At 69.7% G+C, this 16,524-nt stretch carries 14 protein-coding genes; 7 read left to right on the top strand and 7 right to left on the bottom strand.

Annotated features, from left to right (window positions below; all coding sequences use genetic code 11):
• Positions 1-11: 11 nt before the first annotated feature.
• Positions 12-4,298, top strand: a complete 4,287-nt coding sequence (locus ACH41F_RS05870) for a discoidin domain-containing protein (protein ID WP_398833290.1) — start codon at positions 12-14, stop codon at positions 4,296-4,298.
• Positions 4,299-4,418: 120 nt separating this feature from the next.
• Here the strand turns inward: ACH41F_RS05870 and ACH41F_RS05865 are convergent, their stop codons facing one another.
• From ACH41F_RS05865 to ACH41F_RS05850, 4 genes are all read right to left on the bottom strand, one after another.
• On the bottom strand, positions 4,419-5,240 hold the full coding sequence (locus ACH41F_RS05865) for a DUF1684 domain-containing protein (RefSeq protein WP_398833288.1): 822 nt from the start codon (positions 5,238-5,240) through the stop codon (positions 4,419-4,421).
• A 65-nt stretch (positions 5,241-5,305) separates the two neighbouring features.
• Positions 5,306-6,229: a TIGR03564 family F420-dependent LLM class oxidoreductase gene (locus ACH41F_RS05860; RefSeq protein WP_391232187.1), complete on the bottom strand. Its 924-nt coding sequence runs from the start codon at positions 6,227-6,229 to the stop codon at positions 5,306-5,308.
• Between the two features lie 149 nt (positions 6,230-6,378).
• Positions 6,379-7,401: an LLM class flavin-dependent oxidoreductase gene (locus ACH41F_RS05855; protein WP_391232188.1), complete on the bottom strand. Its 1,023-nt coding sequence runs from the start codon at positions 7,399-7,401 to the stop codon at positions 6,379-6,381.
• Between the two features lie 99 nt (positions 7,402-7,500).
• Complete coding sequence (locus ACH41F_RS05850) at positions 7,501-8,148, bottom strand: TetR family transcriptional regulator (protein WP_391232189.1); 648 nt, start codon at positions 8,146-8,148, stop codon at positions 7,501-7,503.
• Positions 8,149-8,305: 157 nt separating this feature from the next.
• On the opposite strand from ACH41F_RS05850, the gene ACH41F_RS05845 reads away from it, so the two are divergent.
• A complete protein-coding gene (locus ACH41F_RS05845) occupies positions 8,306-8,695 on the top strand; it encodes a VOC family protein (RefSeq protein ID WP_391232190.1) in 390 nt (129 codons plus the stop codon).
• 89 nt (positions 8,696-8,784) lie between these two features.
• The gene (locus ACH41F_RS05840; protein WP_398833284.1) at positions 8,785-9,375 is read left to right on the top strand and encodes a dihydrofolate reductase family protein; all 591 of its coding nucleotides are present in this window, start codon (positions 8,785-8,787) and stop codon (positions 9,373-9,375) included.
• A gap of 186 nt (positions 9,376-9,561) precedes the next feature.
• Here the strand turns inward: ACH41F_RS05840 and ACH41F_RS05835 are convergent, their stop codons facing one another.
• Positions 9,562-11,448: an ABC transporter ATP-binding protein gene (locus ACH41F_RS05835; RefSeq protein WP_398833282.1), complete on the bottom strand. Its 1,887-nt coding sequence runs from the start codon at positions 11,446-11,448 to the stop codon at positions 9,562-9,564.
• Positions 11,449-11,643: 195 nt separating this feature from the next.
• On the opposite strand from ACH41F_RS05835, the gene ACH41F_RS05830 reads away from it, so the two are divergent.
• A complete protein-coding gene (locus tag ACH41F_RS05830; protein ID WP_391232193.1) occupies positions 11,644-11,943 on the top strand; it encodes a hypothetical protein in 300 nt (99 codons plus the stop codon).
• A gap of 111 nt (positions 11,944-12,054) precedes the next feature.
• On the opposite strand, the gene ppk2 is transcribed toward ACH41F_RS05830, so the two are convergent.
• Together ppk2 and ACH41F_RS05820 are read right to left on the bottom strand one after the other, a co-directional pair.
• Entirely contained in the window at positions 12,055-13,029 is a 975-nt protein-coding gene (ppk2, locus tag ACH41F_RS05825; protein ID WP_398833654.1) for a polyphosphate kinase 2, read from the bottom strand.
• A gap of 125 nt (positions 13,030-13,154) precedes the next feature.
• Positions 13,155-13,397, bottom strand: coding sequence for a DUF6411 family protein (locus ACH41F_RS05820; RefSeq protein ID WP_391232194.1), 243 nt, complete (start codon positions 13,395-13,397; stop codon positions 13,155-13,157).
• A 244-nt stretch (positions 13,398-13,641) separates the two neighbouring features.
• On the opposite strand from ACH41F_RS05820, the gene ACH41F_RS05815 reads away from it, so the two are divergent.
• The 3 genes from ACH41F_RS05815 (at position 13,642) to ACH41F_RS05805 (ending at position 16,494) form a co-directional block, all read left to right on the top strand.
• Positions 13,642-13,860 carry a hypothetical protein gene (locus ACH41F_RS05815; protein WP_391232195.1) on the top strand — a complete coding sequence of 73 codons (219 nt, stop codon included), beginning with the start codon at positions 13,642-13,644 and terminating at the stop codon, positions 13,858-13,860.
• 204 nt (positions 13,861-14,064) lie between these two features.
• Positions 14,065-14,760, top strand: a complete 696-nt coding sequence (locus ACH41F_RS05810) for a D-Ala-D-Ala carboxypeptidase family metallohydrolase (protein WP_398833278.1) — start codon at positions 14,065-14,067, stop codon at positions 14,758-14,760.
• A 222-nt stretch (positions 14,761-14,982) separates the two neighbouring features.
• Positions 14,983-16,494, top strand: coding sequence for an MFS transporter (locus tag ACH41F_RS05805; protein ID WP_398833652.1), 1,512 nt, complete (start codon positions 14,983-14,985; stop codon positions 16,492-16,494).
• The last annotated feature ends 30 nt before the right edge of the window (positions 16,495-16,524 follow it).

Below are 16,524 nucleotides of genomic sequence, written 5' to 3'. Positions count from 1 at the left end.
TGCGAGGAACGATGAGAACCCCCACCTGGAGATCACGGTGGCTCAGCGCCGCGATCGTGACGAGCCTGCTGGCCCTCGGCGGCCCCCTGATGACCGCCCAAGCCGCCGGCGGACCCAACATCGCGCTCGGCGACACCGCATCGGCCAGCAACACCAACAACGGCTACGCCGCTTCGAACATCACCGACGGCAACCAGGGCACGTACTGGGAGAGCGCGGGCAGCAGCCTGCCCCAGTGGGTCCAGGCCGACCTCGGCAGCAGCCAGCGCATCGACGAGGTCGTCCTGAAGCTGCCCTCCGGCTGGGAGAGCCGCACCCAGACCCTCTCCGTCCAGGGCAGCGCCGACGGCACCAGCTTCGCCACCCTCAAGAGCTCCGCCGCCCACACCTTCAGCCCCGCCGCCGCCAACACCGTCACCATCGGCTTCCCCGCCGCACAGGCCCGTTACGTCCGCATCGCCATCAGCGCCAACACCGGCTGGCAGGCCGCCCAGCTCTCCGAACTCGAGGTCCACGCCGCGGGTGAGTCCTCCACCAACCTCGCCTCCGGCAAGACCCTCAAGGCCAGCAGCCACACCGAGGTCTACGCCGCCCCGAACGCCAACGACGGCAACCGCGCCAGCTACTGGGAGAGCACCAACAACGCACTCCCGCAATGGCTGGAGGCCGACCTCGGCGCCTCCCTCGCCGTCAACCGCGTCGTCCTCAAACTCCCCGCGAACTGGGAGACGCGCAGCCAGACCCTGAAGATCCAGGGCAGCACCAACGGCAGCACCTACACCGACCTCTCGGCCTCCCGGGCCTACACCTTCGACGCGGCGAACGACAACACGGCGACCCTCACGTTCGATTCCGCCACCACCCGGTTCGTCCGCGTCCTGGTGACCGCCAACTCCGTGCAGCCCGCCGCCCAGATATCCGAGCTGGAGGTCTACGGCCCCAGCGGCGGCGACACCCAGGCCCCCAGCGCCCCGGCCAACCTGGCCTACACCGAACCCGCCGGCGGCCAGATCAAGCTCACCTGGAGCGCGGCGACCGACAACACCGGCGTCACCGGCTACGACATCTACGCCAACGGCTCCCTCCTCACCTCCGTCGCGGGCAACGTCACCACCTTCACCGACACCCGCCCGGCCAACCAGACCGTCTCCTACCGCGTCCGGGCCCGCGACGCCGCCGGCAACCAGTCCGCCGACAGCAACACCGTCACCCGCATCGGCGACGCCGGCGACACCCAGGCGCCCACCGCCCCCGCGAACCTGACGTACACCGAACCGGGCAGCGGCCAGATCAAGCTCGCCTGGACGGCCTCCACCGACAACACCGGTGTCAGCGGCTACGACGTCTACGCCAACAACGTCCTCAGGGACAGCGTCGCGGGCAACGTCACCACCTTCACCGACACCCAGCCCGTGACCAGCACCGTCACCTACTACGTCCGCGCCAAGGACGCCGCCGGCAACCAGTCCGGCAACAGCAACACCGTCACCCGCAACGGCAGCGGCGGCAACGGCTCCAACCTCGCCGTCGGCAAGCCGATCGACGCCTCCTCCACCGTCCACACCTATGTCGCCGCGAACGCCAACGACAACAACACCGCCACCTACTGGGAAGGCGCGGGCGGCAGTTACCCCAACACCCTCACCGTCAAGCTCGGCGCCAACGCCGACCTCGAACGCCTCGCCCTCAAGCTGAACCCCGACAGCGCCTGGTCCGCCCGCACCCAGACCATCGAGGTCCTCGGCCGGGAGCAGAACGCCTCGACCTTCACCAGCCTTGTCGCCGCCAAGAGTTACGCCTTCGACCCGGCGAACGCCAACACGGTCACGATCCCCGTCACCGCCCGCACCGCCGATGTCAGACTGAGGTTCACCGCCAACTCCGGCGCCCCGGCCGGCCAACTCGCCGAGTTCCAGGTCATCGGCGTCCCCGCCCCCAACCCAGACCTGCTGGTGACGAACCTGACCACCACACCGGCCGCGCCCGTCGAGTCGGACTCCCTCACCGTCGCCGCCACCGTCCGCAACGACGGTCCCGCCGCCGCGCCCGCCAGCAAGCTCGCGGTGCGCCTGGGCGGCACCAAGGTCGCCACCGCCGACGTCGGCGCCCTCGCGGCCGGCGCGCAGACAACCGTCAACGCCTCCCTCGGCCAGCGGGAGGCCGGCTCCTACGAACTCAGCGCCGTCGCCGACGACACCGACACGGTGATCGAACAGAACGAGACCAACAACACCTACACCCGGCCCACCGCCCTCGTGGTCAAGCCCGTCGCCAGCTCCGACCTGGTCACCGCCTCGGTGACCACCACCCCGTCCAGCCCCTCGGCGGGCGACACGGTCTCCTTCAAGGCGACCGTCAAGAACCAGGGCACCGAACCCACCGCCGCGGGCAGCCACGGCGTCACCCTCACCCTCCTCGACAAGCAGGGCGCCACGGTCAAGACCCTGACCGGCGCCCACACCGGCACCCTCGCCCCCGGCGACTCCGCCGTCGTGACGCTCGGCCCCTGGACCGCGGCCAACGGCACCTACACCGTCAGGACCGTCCTCGCCGCCGACACCAACGAACTGCCGGTCAAGCGGGACAACAACACCGCCACCCAGTCCCTGTTCGTCGGCCGCGGCGCCAACATGCCCTACGACATGTACGAGGCGGAGGACGGCACCACCGGCGGCGGTGCCAGCGTCCTCGGACCCAACCGCACCGTCGGTGACCCCGCCGGCGAGGCCTCCGGGCGCAAGGCCGTCCGCCTCGACGCCACCGGCGAGTACGTCGAGTTCACCACCCGCGCCGCCACCAACACCCTGGTGACCCGCTTCTCCATCCCCGACGCGGCAGGCGGCGGCGGCATCGACAGCACCCTCAACCTCTACGTCGACGGCACCTTCAAGAAGGCCGTCCCGCTCACGTCCAAGTACGCCTGGCTGTACGGCGCCGAAGCCTCGCCGGGCAACTCGCCGGGCTCCGGCGCCCCGCGGCACATCTACGACGAGGCGCACGTCCTGCTCGGTGAGACCGTGCCGGCCGGCAGCAAGATCCGCCTGCAGAAGGACACCGCCAACACCTCCACCTACACGGTCGACTTCGTGAACCTGGAGCAGGTCGCCCCGGTCGCCAACCCCGACCCCGCGACGTACGCCGTACCCGCCGGGTTCACGCACCAGGACGTCCAGAACGCCCTCGACAAGGTCCGCATGGACACCACCAACACCCTCGTCGGCGTCTACCTGCCGCCGGGCGACTACCAGACCGCGAGCAAGTTCCAGGTCTACGGCAAGGCCGTCAAGGTCGTCGGCGCCGGCCCCTGGTACACCCGGTTCCAGGCCCCCACCACCCAGGACAACACCGACATCGGTTTCCGTGCCGACGCCACCGCCAAGGGCTCGCTCTTCAAGGGCTTCGCCTACTTCGGCAACTACACCTCGCGCATCGACGGCCCCGGCAAGGTCTTCGACTTCGCCAACGTCTCCGACATCACCATCGACGACATCTGGAACGAGCACATGGTGTGCCTCTACTGGGGCGCCAACACCGACCGCATCACCATCAAGAACTCCCGGATCCGCAACATGTTCGCCGACGGCGTCAACATGACCAACGGATCCACCGACAACCTCGTCACCAACAACGACGCCCGCGCCACCGGTGATGACAGCTTCGCGCTGTTCTCCGCCATCGACGCCGGCGGCGCCGACATGAAGAACAACCTGTACGAGAACCTCACCACCACCCTGACCTGGCGAGCGGCGGGTGTCGCCGTGTACGGCGGCTACCACAACACCTTCCGCAACATCCACATCGCGGACACGCTCGTCTACTCCGGCATCACCATCTCCTCGCTCGACTTCGGCTACCCCATGAACGGCTTCGGCACCGATCCGACGACCTTCGAGAACATCTCGATCGTCCGCGCCGGCGGCCACTTCTGGGGCGACCAGACCTTCCCCGGCATCTGGCTCTTCTCCGCCTCCAAGGTCTTCCAGGGCATCCGCGTCAACCACGTGGACATCGTCGACCCCACCTACAGCGGCATCATGTTCCAGACCAAGTACAACGGCAGCCAGCCCGAGAACCCGGTGAAGGACACCGTCTTCAACGACATCTCCATCACCGGCGCCCGCAAGAGCGGCGACGCCTGGGACGCCAAGTCCGGCTTCGGCATCTGGGTCAACGAGATGCCCGAGCCCGGCCAGGGCCCCGCCGTGGGCGAGGCCACCGTCAACTGCCTGCGTACGAGCAACAACGCCCAGGACATCCGCAACACGACCAACTTCAAACTGACCATCAACCCCTGCTGAGGCCCCGACACGCCTCACACCACAGCGAGAACCCCGTGCCCGCCGCACTCAGCGGCGGGCGCGGCAGCGTGGTCCGCGGCGCGGGACGCGCGCCGGAACCCTTACTCGCCCAAGCCCGGCTCACGAGCCGCCGCGCTCGCGGGGGATCTTCTGACCCGCCTCGATCGCGACCGGCAGCCGGTTCTCGGCCGGGGGCAGCGGGCAGGTCGCCAGGTCCGTGTAGGCGCACGGCAGGTTCGTGGCCCGGTTGAAGTCCAGGACGATCGTGCCGTCGGCGGCGGGCGGATCCAGGGCCAGGGACCGGTTGGCGGCGTAGGTGGTGACCCCGGAGGTCGCGTCGGTGAACAGCACCATGAGCCGGCCCGCACCGGAGCCGGGGAACGCGGTCAGCGACAGCGGACGTCCGTCGAGCTCGAACTCGACCCTGCCGGGAGCCTCGTAGACATGTTCCAGGCCCTCGACGGCGGCGCCCACAGTGGTCGGCCGCGGTGTGTCGAAGGGGACGTAGCGGCCCGTCACGGCCCAGCGCGGGTCGGGGGCGTAGGCGGGTGTTCCCTTGAAGGAGGTGCGCAGCGGTGCGTCCGGGTGCCGGGGGCGCACGATGTCGTGCCCGCCGCGCTTGGCGACCTCGATGACGGCGTCCCTCCAGACGGCCTCGACGCCGCCGCGTTCGGGAAGCACGCCGAAACGGTGCTCACCGGTCACGGTCGTTCCGTCGACGACCAGTTCCTCGCCCTCGTCGAGGGTTACGACGACCCCCTCCGGGCCGGTGTGCCACGCACCGGGCGCGTCCGGGAAGCGCTGGGGCCGGTCGTCGAGCCAGTGCAGTCCGGTGATGGCCAGGAAGCCGTGCGGGGCGGCGAGGCGTGCCTCCTGGGCGCGGTGCCACTCCTGCCAGGTCTCGGTGAAGGCGGCGAGGTCGGTGATGGTCTCGGCGGTCATGTGATCTCCTTCGTCACGGGGGTCGGGGGAGCGCGGCGGTCGGGCAGCCGGGCTCGACGGTGTGCTCAGCGGGCCAGTTCGCCCAGGAGCCGCCAGGTGCGCCGGCGGTCCCTCTCTCCCGCGATCTCGGTGCCCGAGAACACGACCTCGGTGGCGCCGGCGTCGCGGTAGCGCCGGATCTCGGCCTCGACGGTCTTCTCGTCGCCGATCACGGCGAGGTCGGCGGCACGTCGGCCGCCGGAGAGTTCGATGACCCGCGCGTAGGACGGGATCTGCTCGTAGAACGCCAGGTTCTCGGTGGCCTTGGCCCGTACCGCGTCGACGTCGTCCGTGACCACGCCGGGCACCAGGGCCACGATCCTGGGCGCCGGGCGGCCGGCGGCCTCGGCCGCGGCGGTCACGGCGGGCACGATGTGGTCGGCCAGGGCGCGTGGGCCCGCCAGGTAAGGGAGGATGCCGTCCGCCAACTCGCCGCTGACTCGCAGTGCCTGTGGTCCCATCGCGGCGACCAGCAGGGGGACACCGTCCTCCGCGCCCGGCACCCGGGCGGGGATCGGTGTGGTGGCGGTGAGCAGCTCGCCGTGGAAGTCGGCCGTGCCGGACTCCGTCAACTGCCGCAGCGCGGTGAGGAATTCACGCAGCCGGGCGATGGGGCGTTCGAAGGGCAGGCCGAAGCCGGTCTCCGTGAGGAGTCTGGTGCCCAGGGCCAGACCGAGGTGGTAGCGGCCGTTGGTCGCCGCCTGGGCGGTCTGGGCCTGGCTGGAGACGAGCAGGGGGTGCCGGCCGAAGACGGGGATCGCGGAGGTGCCGACCTGTAGTCCGGGCACCTCGCGTCCGACGATCGCGGCGAGCTGAGGCGAGTCCGCGCCGAAGGTCTGCCCGAACCATGCCGACGTGACACCGAACTCGGCGGCTTCCGCCGCGAGTTGAACGGTCGCGTCGACCTGGTTCGATGCCTCGGACGCGTTGAGTGCTACTCCGACAGTCATGTCAGTTCAGAACGAGCGCCGGCCGAACGCGCATTCCGGTCCGCGTGTGACAGCTTCTTGTCAGTCATGTGTACAGCGGGCCGTGCATCCAGGCGCCGTTCACGTCGTAGAAGTGCGCCCGTCCACCAGGCGGCCCTCTGTCTCGGTGCTCAGCGCCAGCCCAGTGCCGGAGCGACGTGGGTCAGGATGCTCTCGATCACGTGGGCGTTGTAGGCGACGCCGAGCTGGTTCGGCACGGTGAGGAGCAGTGTGTCGGCGGCGGCGACCGCTTCGTCCTCGGCGAGTTGCTTGACCAGGACGTCGGGTTCGGCAGCGTAGGACCGGCCGAAGATGGCCCGGGTGTCGGCGTCGATATAGCCGATCTGATCCTGGGAGTTGCCCTCCCGGCCGAAGTAGGCGCGGTCCCGGTCGTCGACCAGCGCGAAGATGCTGCGGCTGACCGAGACGCGCGGCTCGCGGGTGTGTCCCGCCTCCCGCCAGGCCTCGCGGTAGGCCTCGATCTGCTTGCGCTGCTGGACGTGCAGCGGTTCGCCGCTCTCGTCGTCCTTGAGGGTCGAACTCTGCAGGTTCATCCCGAGCGTGGCCGCCCACGCCGCGGTGGCGTTCGAACCGGACCCCCACCAGATTCGGTCCCTCAAACCCTCCGAGTGCGGCTCGACGCGCAGGAGCCCGGGTGGGTTGGAGAACATGGGATTGGGGTGGGGCTGCGCGAATCCCTCACCCTTCAGTACCTCCAGGAGCCGCTCGGTGCGGGCGCGGGCCATGTCGCTGTCGGTGGTGCCCTCGGCGGGCAGATGCCCGAAGTGGCGCCAGCCGTCGATGACCTGCTCCGGGGATCCCCGGCTGAGGCCGAGTTGCAGCCGACCGCCGGAGATCAGGTCCGCGGCGCCCGCGTCCTCGGCCATGTACAGCGGGTTCTCGTAGCGCATGTCGATCACACCGGTGCCGATCTCGATCCGGCTGGTTCGCGCGCCGATGGCCGCGAGCAGCGGGAACGGTGAGGCGTACTGTCGCGCGAAGTGATGGACCCGGAAGTACGCGCCGTCGGCGCCCAGCTCCTCCGCGGCGACCGCGAGGTCGATCCCCTGGAGCAGGGCGTCCGCCGCGGAGCGCGTCCGGGAGTGCGGTGACGGTGTCCAGTGACCGAAGGACAGGAACCCGATCTTTTTCATACCGCTTTCAACAATCAAGCGGGACGTTCATTCCCTGCCGTCCTGCAGCCGGTCGTGCGGGGCTGCGACCATGTCGGTCTGCTCGCTCACCTCGCACACTTAGGCGTTGGCGTAGTCGGACAGGGCCGGTTCCAGGAGATCGAAGGCCTGAGCGGCTTCGGCGGTGATGGTTTCCGCGATCCGGTCGTTGGGATGTCCGGCGAGAGTGAGTTCCTGGATGCGGTGGAACAGCATGCGGTGAACGGAGCCCAGCAGTTCGGCGACGGTCCGGACGGTGATGTCGTCTGGACGGGCACCGGTGGCCCCGGCGAGCGCGTGAGCGAGGTGCTGGGCGCGTCGGTCGTGGAGGCCGCGTACGCAGTTGCTCAAGGTGGGGCTGTCAGCAATCATGCGGGCGAACTCCTGGCCGGAGAAGCCGGCGACCGGGTCCTGGGACGCCACGGAGTCGGCGAAGGCGCGGCGCAGCGCGGCCAGGGCTGATTCTCCCGGGTGTCGCCCGTCCACGGTGCGTGCCAGCGAGGCGGTGAACTGCTCCTGGTGGTCCAGCGCCAGGTCTTCCTTGCGGGGGAAGTAGTTGGTGACCGTCTTCTTGGCGACGCGGGCTGCGGTGGCGATCTCGGCGATGGTCGTCTGCTCGAAGCCCTGCTCGATGAACAGCCGTGTCGCGTGGTCGGAGATGAGCTGCCGGGTCTCCTGCTTCTTCGTCTCGCGAAGTCCGGCCTTCGGGGGCGGCGTCTGAGTAGCCATGACGCAATCTTACCCCCGTAGCATTTTTATGTTGACACTATGGATGGGCATGGCTAAGTTTACGTCCGTCGTAAATTTACGTCGATCAGACGGTGGCAGGGCGCCGCCCGAGTGTCGCCGTAATCGCTGAGCCCGTCCACCGCATCCAGGGAGCCTTGTGCAGTTCACCGCCTCCACCGTCTCGCTGACCGTCGACGACGTCATCCGTTCGCAGGAGTTCTTCACCACCCATCTGGGCTACGTCGTCCGGCAGTCGGCCGACGGGTTCGTGGCCATGGCCCACGACGACGCGGTCGACGTCGTCCTGCTCGCCCGCGGTATCGAGGTGCTGCCGCCCGAGCAGCGTGAGCAGCGGGTCAGCGGGCTGATCCTGGCCTTCACCGTCGCCTCCGGCCTGCAAGAGCACGAAGAGCGCCTGCGTGCGGCCGGAGTCCGCATCACCATGCCGTTGCGCCAGGAGCCGTGGGGCGAGCGCCTGTTCCAGGTCACCGATCCCAACGGCGTGATCGTCCAGTTCGTCGAGTGGGCTGCTCCCGAGCACGGCTGACCCCGCCCGCCCCAACGGGCCTCGGGCCTGTCGCCCGGTCCGCACCGATCGCCACCTGCCACCCGCCAGCCGATCCACCAGGAGCCCCCTTGCGCAAGCTCGTCTACTACATCGCCACCACCCTCGACGGCTTCATCGCCGGGCCCGACGGCGCCGACCCCACCGGTCCTGACGGTTTCTGGCCGGTGCCCATGGACTATGTGCAGTACCTGGCCTCGCAGTACCCCGAGACGCTGCCCGCCCCGGCCAGGCAGGCGTTGTCCATCACCGCGGAGGGCACCCACTTCGACACGGTCATCGAGGGACGCAAGACGTACGAGATCGGCCTCGACGCCGGTTTGACCAACGCCTACCCGCACCTGCGGCACCTCGTGTTCTCCACCACGATGACCGAGAGCCCCGACCCGGCCGTGGAACTGGTCGCGAGCGACCCGGTGGCGAAGGTGCGGGAGTTGAAGCAGGAGAGCGGCAAGGACCTCTGGCTGATCGGCGGCGGCGAACTCGCGGGCGCCCTGTATGCCGAGATCGACCAACTGATCCTCAAACTCGGCCCGTTGACCATCGGTACCGGCATCCCCCTCTTCGGGCGCCGGGGCGCGTTCGACCCGCAGACCTGGAATCTGACGGGCCACACCGTCCTGGAGAGCGGGGCAGCCTTCCTCACCTACACCCGCGGCTGAGGGAGAGACCGCCGTGCCTGGTGCCGTGGGCCGGACCTGCGGCCCCACGGCACCAGGCACGGCTCTCCGGCCACCGTCCCGGAATCGTCACCGGAGCGCACCTGCGGCCGGTGAGGTGATCGCGGCCCTTTCCGGAGCCCTCGGGACTTCCTGAAGGCCTCGTGACTTCCTGAGGCACCCTCCCGGTCAGACGGAGCCGGTCCCGGCAGGCGACGGCAGCGTGTGGTCGCCTGTCGGCGCCGGGCCGGCCGCCGGGTCCTGATGGCCGGAGTCCTGCCGGGCGCTGTCGCCGAGGAAGCCACCCGACTGGTGCCTCCACAACCTGGCGTACATGCCCTGCCCCGCGAGCAACTCCTCGTGGGTTCCCTGTTCGACGACGCTCCCACGGTCCAGCACGACGAGACGGTCCATGCCCGCGACCGTGCTCAGCCGGTGCGCGACCACAAGGGCTGTGCGCCCCTTCATCAGCCGCCACAACGCGTCCTGGATGAGGATCTCGCTCTCGGAGTCCAGCGCGCTGGTCGCTTCGTCGAGCAGCAGCACCGGCGCGTCCCGCAGGATGGCCCGGGCCAGGGCGACGCGCTGACGCTGGCCGCCCGAGAGCTTCACCCCTCGCTCGCCCACCAGCGTGCCGAAACCGTCGGGGAGTTGCTCGGCGAACTCCGTGACATGGGCGGCCTCGGCCGCCGCGAGGATCTCCGCGTCCGTCGCGCCGGGCCGGGCGAAGGCGATGTTGTCCCGCAGCGGCCGGTGGAACATGGCGGGTTCCTGAGGGACGTAGGCGATCAGTGACCGCAGGTCGCTCTGCCGCAGCCGGCTGATGTCCTGGCCGCCGATGAGGATGCGTCCACCGTCGATGTCCGCCATCCGCAGCAGCAGGCGGGTGAGGGTGGTCTTGCCGCCGCCGGACCGGCCGACCAGCCCGATCCGCGCACCCGCCGGCACGTCCAGGTCGAGTCCCTCGAAGATCGGCGCCGCGCCCGCGTGGGCGAACGTGACCTTCTCGAAGCGGACACTGGAGTCACGGGGCGCGAGCGGCTCCGGCTTCGGCGGGTCGACCACGGTGGGCGGGTCAAGGAGCAACTCCGTGAACTGCGCTGCCTCGGTCATCGAACTCTCGAGGCGCCGGTAGATCTGATTGAACTCGAACATGATCTCGGTGGCCTGGGAGTAGTAGGTGAAGGCGACGACCACCCCCTCCACCCCCAGCCCCGGTCCGCCGAAGGCGATCGCCACGATCAGCCCCAGCACGTTGGTGGCGACGGACATCGGCGCGATCACGGTGTCGACGCGCAGGTTGCCGTAGTCCCACGACCGAAGCGTCAGCCGCCGGGACTCCGCCACACGGCTGCGGTGCTCGGCTCCTTCGCGCTCCTCGGCCGCGAACGCCCGGATGGTCTCCATGTTCATGAGGCTGTCGGCGACATGGCCGGAGACGCGGGCGATCGCCGCCTCCCGCTCGTTGACCAGCCGTTGCCGACGCCGGATCAGCGGGGTCGCGGCCACCAGGGTCAGCGCCATCATCACCAGCAGACCGGCGACCAGCATCGGCGAGTAGGTCCACAGCACCGCGGCACCGAAGAGCAACGGCACCAGACTGCCCACGATCCGGTACGTCATCGTGTCGATGTAGTCCTCGAAACGCTTGCCGTAACTCAGTACCCGCTTGGTGAGGGAGCCCGCGAAGTTGTCGTGGAAGAACGCCGCGTCCTTCGCCAGCAGTTCGTCCATGCCGTCGACGTAGAGGTGCTCCATGCCGAGCGCGGCCACCCGGTTCAGACAGTGTTGCCCGACCCGCCACACGGCCTCGGAGAGCAGCAGGGTCACCCCGAAGCCGAGCAGGTAGGGCGACGCGGAGCCGAGGGTGAGGCCGTCGCCGGTGGCGGCCTGCCCCGCGAGCTTGGCGATCAGCAGGGGGGCGACGTAACGGATGCCGATGTTGCCGAGGGCCGGAAGCAGCAGCGCCGGCAGCGTCAGCCACCGGAGCCGCAGGAGTTCGAGGTTGTAGTGGCGCAGCGCCAGGAGGACCGCACTCCTGCCCGGAGCGGAACCGTAGGTCTCAGAGGTGCCCATCACACTCCCGGAGGTGAGGAAGCGGGCAGTGTCCCGTCGAACAAGGTTCTCAGTCCATGCATTTACGGCGGAGCGGTGATAATCGGACACCTTTGCCGAGGCCGTCAAGGACGGTTACTGGCGTGGGACTTCACCTCAACGAGCCAGAGGCACACGCAACCTGCGCCGCTCGCGTTCCGGGCTAGGGTGGAGCCCATGTCTGTGAACATCCATCTCTACCTGGACATTCTCAACCTCGCCTCCGCCGAGGAAGCCGACGCGGTAGCGGTGTCGGTGGAAGAAGTCCTCAAGGACCACGGAATCGAATCGTGGATGCAGGTGGGTGTTTACCACCAACCGCCGAAGGTTCTGGCGAGCAGCGAGCACGGACCGATCATCATCAGCGGATTCGGCAAGTGGTCCGAGCGCTTCGAGGCCGACGCGACCGAGGCGATCCGCGCCACGGCGCCGGACGCCCGGATCGAGTTGGAGTGGGGCTACCCGGACGAGAGTTGACAGGGCGCCGGCGGGCACCGGCACGCGAGACAGGCGCCCGCCGACAGGTCACCTCCCGGCAGCCGCCCATTGCTCTGCTCAGCACCGTGCGCGGCCGTCAACTCGTCCCTGTTACCGGGGATGGATGCCCGGGCCCTGGTCTCGGCCGGCCAGTGGGGTGGGGGAGAGGTCGGCGGGTTCCTCGCCGGCTTCCAGAAGGGTGTCGGCCGCGCCTACGACCAAGGGGTCGGGTTTGCCGACGGCTTCGGGGTCCTTGTCCGGGTAGTCGCAGCGCTGGAGCAGACTGCGCATCGCCTCCAGGCGGCCCCGCCGTTTGTCGTTGTTCTTCACGACGGTCCATGGCGCGAACTCGGTGTCGGTGGCGCGGAACATCTCGACCTTGGCGGCGGTGTAGTCGTCCCAACGATCGAGGGAGGCCACGTCGGTGGGGGAGAGTTTCCAGCGCCGTACGGGATCGACCTGGCGGATGGCGAAGCGGGTCCGCTGCTCGGCCTGGCTGACGGAGAACCAGAACTTCACCAACAGGATGCCGTCCCGGGTGAGCATCTGCTCGAACTGCGGGGCCTGTTCGAGGAACCTCTCGTGCTCGTCGTCGGTGCAGAAGCCCATGACCCGTTCCACACCGGCCCGGTTGTACCAGGAGCGGTCGAAGAAGACCATCTCGCCGCGGGCGGGCAGGTGGGCGACGTAACGCTGGAAGTACCACTGGCCCGCCTCGCGTTCGGTGGGCTTCTCCAGAGCGACCACCCGAGCACCGCGCGGGTTGAGCCGCTCGGTGAAGCGCTGGATGGTGCCTCCCTTGCCGGCGGCGTCGCGCCCCTCGAAGAGGATCACGACCCGTTGGCCGGTCTCCTTCACCCAGCGCTGCATCTTCAGCAGTTCGATCTGGAGGATGCGCTTGGTGCGCTCGTACTCCTGACGGCCTATCTTGCGGTCGTAGGGATAGTTCTCCCGCCAGGTCTCCACCGGGCTGCCGTCCGCGTCCAGCAGGACCGGGCGCTCCGGTCGGCGCCGGTCCACACTGAGGCCGTCCAGGAGCGTCGCCTCCACGGGCGCGTCCTCCGCGTCGTCGCCGGTCAGGGCCATGTGCTCGTCATCCGACACCGCTGCTCTCCCGAACTGCTCGTTGCTTGCCCTTACGGGCCCGGCGACGACTGCCGCCGGACCGTCCCGCTCCGGGGGCCACCGCCCTCACTTCTCGGCGCCGAGGCTCAGAACGGCATACGCCCGCGGGCCCGCCGACCGGCCGCACCACTGCGTCCCATGGCCCGCGAGCTGGAACTGAACGGCTTGCTCAGCAGTCGGCCGAAGACGCCCGGTGCCTTCGATCCGGCGCGCGATCCGGCTCCCAGGCCGCGCTGGGCACCGTTCTGCGGGTGCCGGGACAGCCGCGGCAGCAGGAAGGCCAGCACGGCCAGGACGACGCAGCCGGCAATGACAAAGCCGATGACCATCGTTGTCTCCAAGATTCGGTGGCAGGCAGGTCCTGTGCTCTTCTGTTCCACCGACTGCCCCGTCCGCCTGAACCAACACTGCCCGCACCGCCCTCCGGCCGCATTCGCTCCAGACGAGCGCGAGCAGATGTCAGGCAAGGCACGCCCCGGCCGCGCTGGCCGGACGCAGGTACGGGGCGGGTGCGAGGTCACGGCCGGCGCAGCACACCATGCGGCTCAGCCGTGCGGCGTGCAGGGTGGGGGCATGGCCACCGATCACCCCGTAGTCGTGTACCCGCCCACGGCGGACGGTGGCCGACGCGTACGGATCGACGGGCACTTCGTCGGCATCGCCTACGGCGTTCTCGACATCGCCGCATTCGTTCAGGAGGCCGGGCTCCAGGACTGGGACGAGATGGACGTCGTCCGGTCCTCGCTGATCGAGTGGCGCAGCGGCGGGCCCGACGTCTGGACGCCTGAGTGATCGCGATCCGTGTGGTGTCGTGCGACTCGGGGAGGACTTCTGCGGCAGCGCAACCGCATGGTTGACGCGCGTAGCCACCCGGCCTCACCCTGAGCGGTGGATGGTCACGCAGTGACAGTCGATCCGTCTCATGGGGCTCTTCGAAACGTACGGTCGGGAGGCCGAATGTTCGTACGTGTGGCACGGTTGATCGCCTCGTTTGTCATGGTCGCGACAGGAGTGGTGGTGGGAGTGGGCGTCAGCGCGGGTACCGCCGCGGCTGACGAGTGCTACACCTGGGGACGCACCCTCTCCCAGGGGACGTCCGGCGCTGATGTGACCCAGCTGCAAATACGTGTCGCCGGGTGGGTGACCTCCGGCGAGCGCCTGTCCTACGACGGTCAGTACGGGGCGCGTACCGCGGCAGCGGTCAAGAAGTTCCAGTCGGCGTACGGTCTGACCGCGGACGGCGTGGCGGGACCTGCGACCTTCGCCAAGATCTACTCCCTCCAGGACGCGGACTGCACGCCGGTCCACTTCAGCTACGCGGAGCTCAACAAGTGCAACTCCGACTGGTCGGGCGGTGCGGTCTCCGCGGCCACGGCGAAGGCCAACGCCCTGAAGACCATGTGGAAACTGGAGGCGATGCGCCACGCACTGGGTGACGTGCCGATCACGATATCGAGCGGCTTCCGTTCCTACGCCTGCAACAACACGGTCGGTGGATCGTCCACGAGCCGCCATCTCTACGGCGACGCCGCCGACCTCACCGGCTCGCTGAGCCTGTGCCGGCTCGCCCAGCAGGCCAGGACGCACGGCTTCTCGGAGATCCTCGGCCCGGGCTACCCGGATCACAACGACCACACGCATCTGGCGTTCGACCCGTCGCCCTACTGGTCCGCGCCCACCTGCGGGATCTGAGAGAGGGCAGGCGTCCCGAGTGTGCCGAAGCACTCCTGACCGCGGCCGGCGGGCTGTGCGACCACGCCTCAGCCCGCCGACCAGGCGCGCCTTCGGTGCGCGGTGCAGCCCCAGCTCCACCAGACCCTCCTGCGCCACCGGAGAGCGGCCGGGTGTGTACCGGGTTCCGAAAGGGAACCTGTGCAACCTGATCGTGGCACGGCGGAAGGGAACCCGGTGGCGGTGTCGGACTCGGCGGCGAACGGACCGCGCGCGGGCGGTGGCAAGGACGGGTACGTCCCGGATCCCAACCGGTGGCACGCGCTGTGGGTCACCCTCGTCGCGGGGTTCATGAGCCTGCTCGACGTGACGATCGTGGCGGTGGCTCTGCCCACCGTCCAGCGCCAGCTGGGCGCCACCCCCGCCCAGGTGCAGTGGGTGGTCTCCGGGTACGCCCTGACGTTCGCCCTGGCCCTGGTCACCGCCGGGCGGCTCGGGGACGCCCTCGACCGGCGCCGCATCTTCCTGATGGCCCTGAGCGGGTTCACCCTCTTCAGCGCCGCGTGCGGCGCGGCCCCGAACATCGGCCTGCTGGTGGCGGCCCGGCTCGCCCAGGGGCTGGCCGCCGGCTTCATGGCCCCGCAGAACTCCGCCCTCATCCAACAGATGTTCCGCGGCGCCGAACGCGGCCGCGCCTTCGGCTTCTTCGGCGCCACGGTGGGCATCTCCTCCGCCGCCGGACCCCTCACCGGCGGCGCCATCCTCGCCCTCGCCGACGGCTCCGACGGCTGGCGCTGGATCTTCCTCGTCAACGTGCCGATCGGTGTCCTCGCCGTGCTGCTCGGTCTGCGCCTGCTGCCACGCGTCGAGCGCTCCGGCCGTGGCTCGGTGGACGTCCCCGGCATCGTGCTGCTGGGGACGGGCGTGCTGGCGGTCATGTATCCGCTGGTACAGGCGGAGGCCGGCGGCATCGAACGACTGTGGTGGCTCTTCCCCGTGGGCGCGGCGCTCCTCGCCCTCTTCACCCGGCGTCAGTTCCGCCTGGTCGCGCGCGACGCCCAGCCGTTGCTGGATCCGCGCCTGTTCACCACCGTGCGGGGCTACGCGGTCGGCGCGGGAGTCGGCACGCTGTACTTCATCGGCTTCAGCGGGGTGTGGCTCGTCTTCGCGCTCTTCTACCAGCGGGGGCTCGACTTCACCCCGTTGCGGTCCGGGCTGGCGGTCACCCCGTTCGCCCTCGGCTCCGCAGCCGCCGCGGTGGTGGCGGGCCGGCTCGTGGACCGCTTCGGCCGGCTGCTCACGGTGTGCGGGCTGAGTGCCGTCATCGTCGGCATGGGGGGCGCCGCGCTGCTGCTGTGGCTCGTCGCGGACGAGTCGGCGCCCTGGGCGGCCGCACCGGCGCTGTTCGTCGCGGGCATCGGCGGGGGCTTCGTCGTCTCCCCGAACATCACCATGACCCTGCGAGACGTGCCCGTCCGGATGGCGGGGGCGGCGGGCGGCGCCCTGCAGACAGGCCAGCGTCTCGGGGCGGCCGTGGGTACGGCGGCCCTGCCCGGCATCTACTACCTGGTCCTGGGCAGCACCGACCACTACCGCACGGCACTGGTCACCGCCCTCGGCGTGGCCCTGGTCGGCATGACCGCCTCGTTGGCACTGGCCACCGCCGACTGGCTGCGCGACCGCGGCGGCGACGCCGGGCACCGCTCCTGCCCGGACGAGGTCGCCAACAGCCCCGTCCATTCCCGGCACGCCTGACCTGGAGGCCGTACGGGGTCCCGTCCGCTC

Source organism: Streptomyces sp. NPDC020489 (assembly GCF_044386545.1).
GTDB lineage: Bacteria > Actinomycetota > Actinomycetes > Streptomycetales > Streptomycetaceae > Streptomyces.
The sequence above is the reverse complement of the archived record's forward strand: the minus strand, read 5'-3'. Positions and strand labels throughout refer to the sequence as shown.

Bases quoted from the DNA above. Each gene is read 5' to 3' on its own strand.
- ACH41F_RS05870 (WP_398833290.1), top strand. From the start codon at position 12: ATGAGAACCCCCACCTGGAGATCACGGTGGCTCAGCGCCGCGATCGTG.
- ACH41F_RS05865 (WP_398833288.1), bottom strand. From the start codon at position 5,240: ATGACCGCCGAGACCATCACCGACCTCGCCGCCTTCACCGAGACCTGG.
- ACH41F_RS05860 (WP_391232187.1), bottom strand. From the start codon at position 6,229: ATGACTGTCGGAGTAGCACTCAACGCGTCCGAGGCATCGAACCAGGTC.
- ACH41F_RS05855 (WP_391232188.1), bottom strand. From the start codon at position 7,401: ATGAAAAAGATCGGGTTCCTGTCCTTCGGTCACTGGACACCGTCACCG.
- ACH41F_RS05850 (WP_391232189.1), bottom strand. From the start codon at position 8,148: ATGGCTACTCAGACGCCGCCCCCGAAGGCCGGACTTCGCGAGACGAAG.
- ACH41F_RS05835 (WP_398833282.1), bottom strand. From the start codon at position 11,448: ATGGGCACCTCTGAGACCTACGGTTCCGCTCCGGGCAGGAGTGCGGTC.
- ACH41F_RS05830 (WP_391232193.1), top strand. From the start codon at position 11,644: ATGTCTGTGAACATCCATCTCTACCTGGACATTCTCAACCTCGCCTCC.
- ppk2 (WP_398833654.1), bottom strand. From the start codon at position 13,029: ATGGCCCTGACCGGCGACGACGCGGAGGACGCGCCCGTGGAGGCGACG.
- ACH41F_RS05820 (WP_391232194.1), bottom strand. From the start codon at position 13,397: ATGGTCATCGGCTTTGTCATTGCCGGCTGCGTCGTCCTGGCCGTGCTG.
- ACH41F_RS05815 (WP_391232195.1), top strand. From the start codon at position 13,642: ATGGCCACCGATCACCCCGTAGTCGTGTACCCGCCCACGGCGGACGGT.
- ACH41F_RS05810 (WP_398833278.1), top strand. From the start codon at position 14,065: ATGGTCGCGACAGGAGTGGTGGTGGGAGTGGGCGTCAGCGCGGGTACC.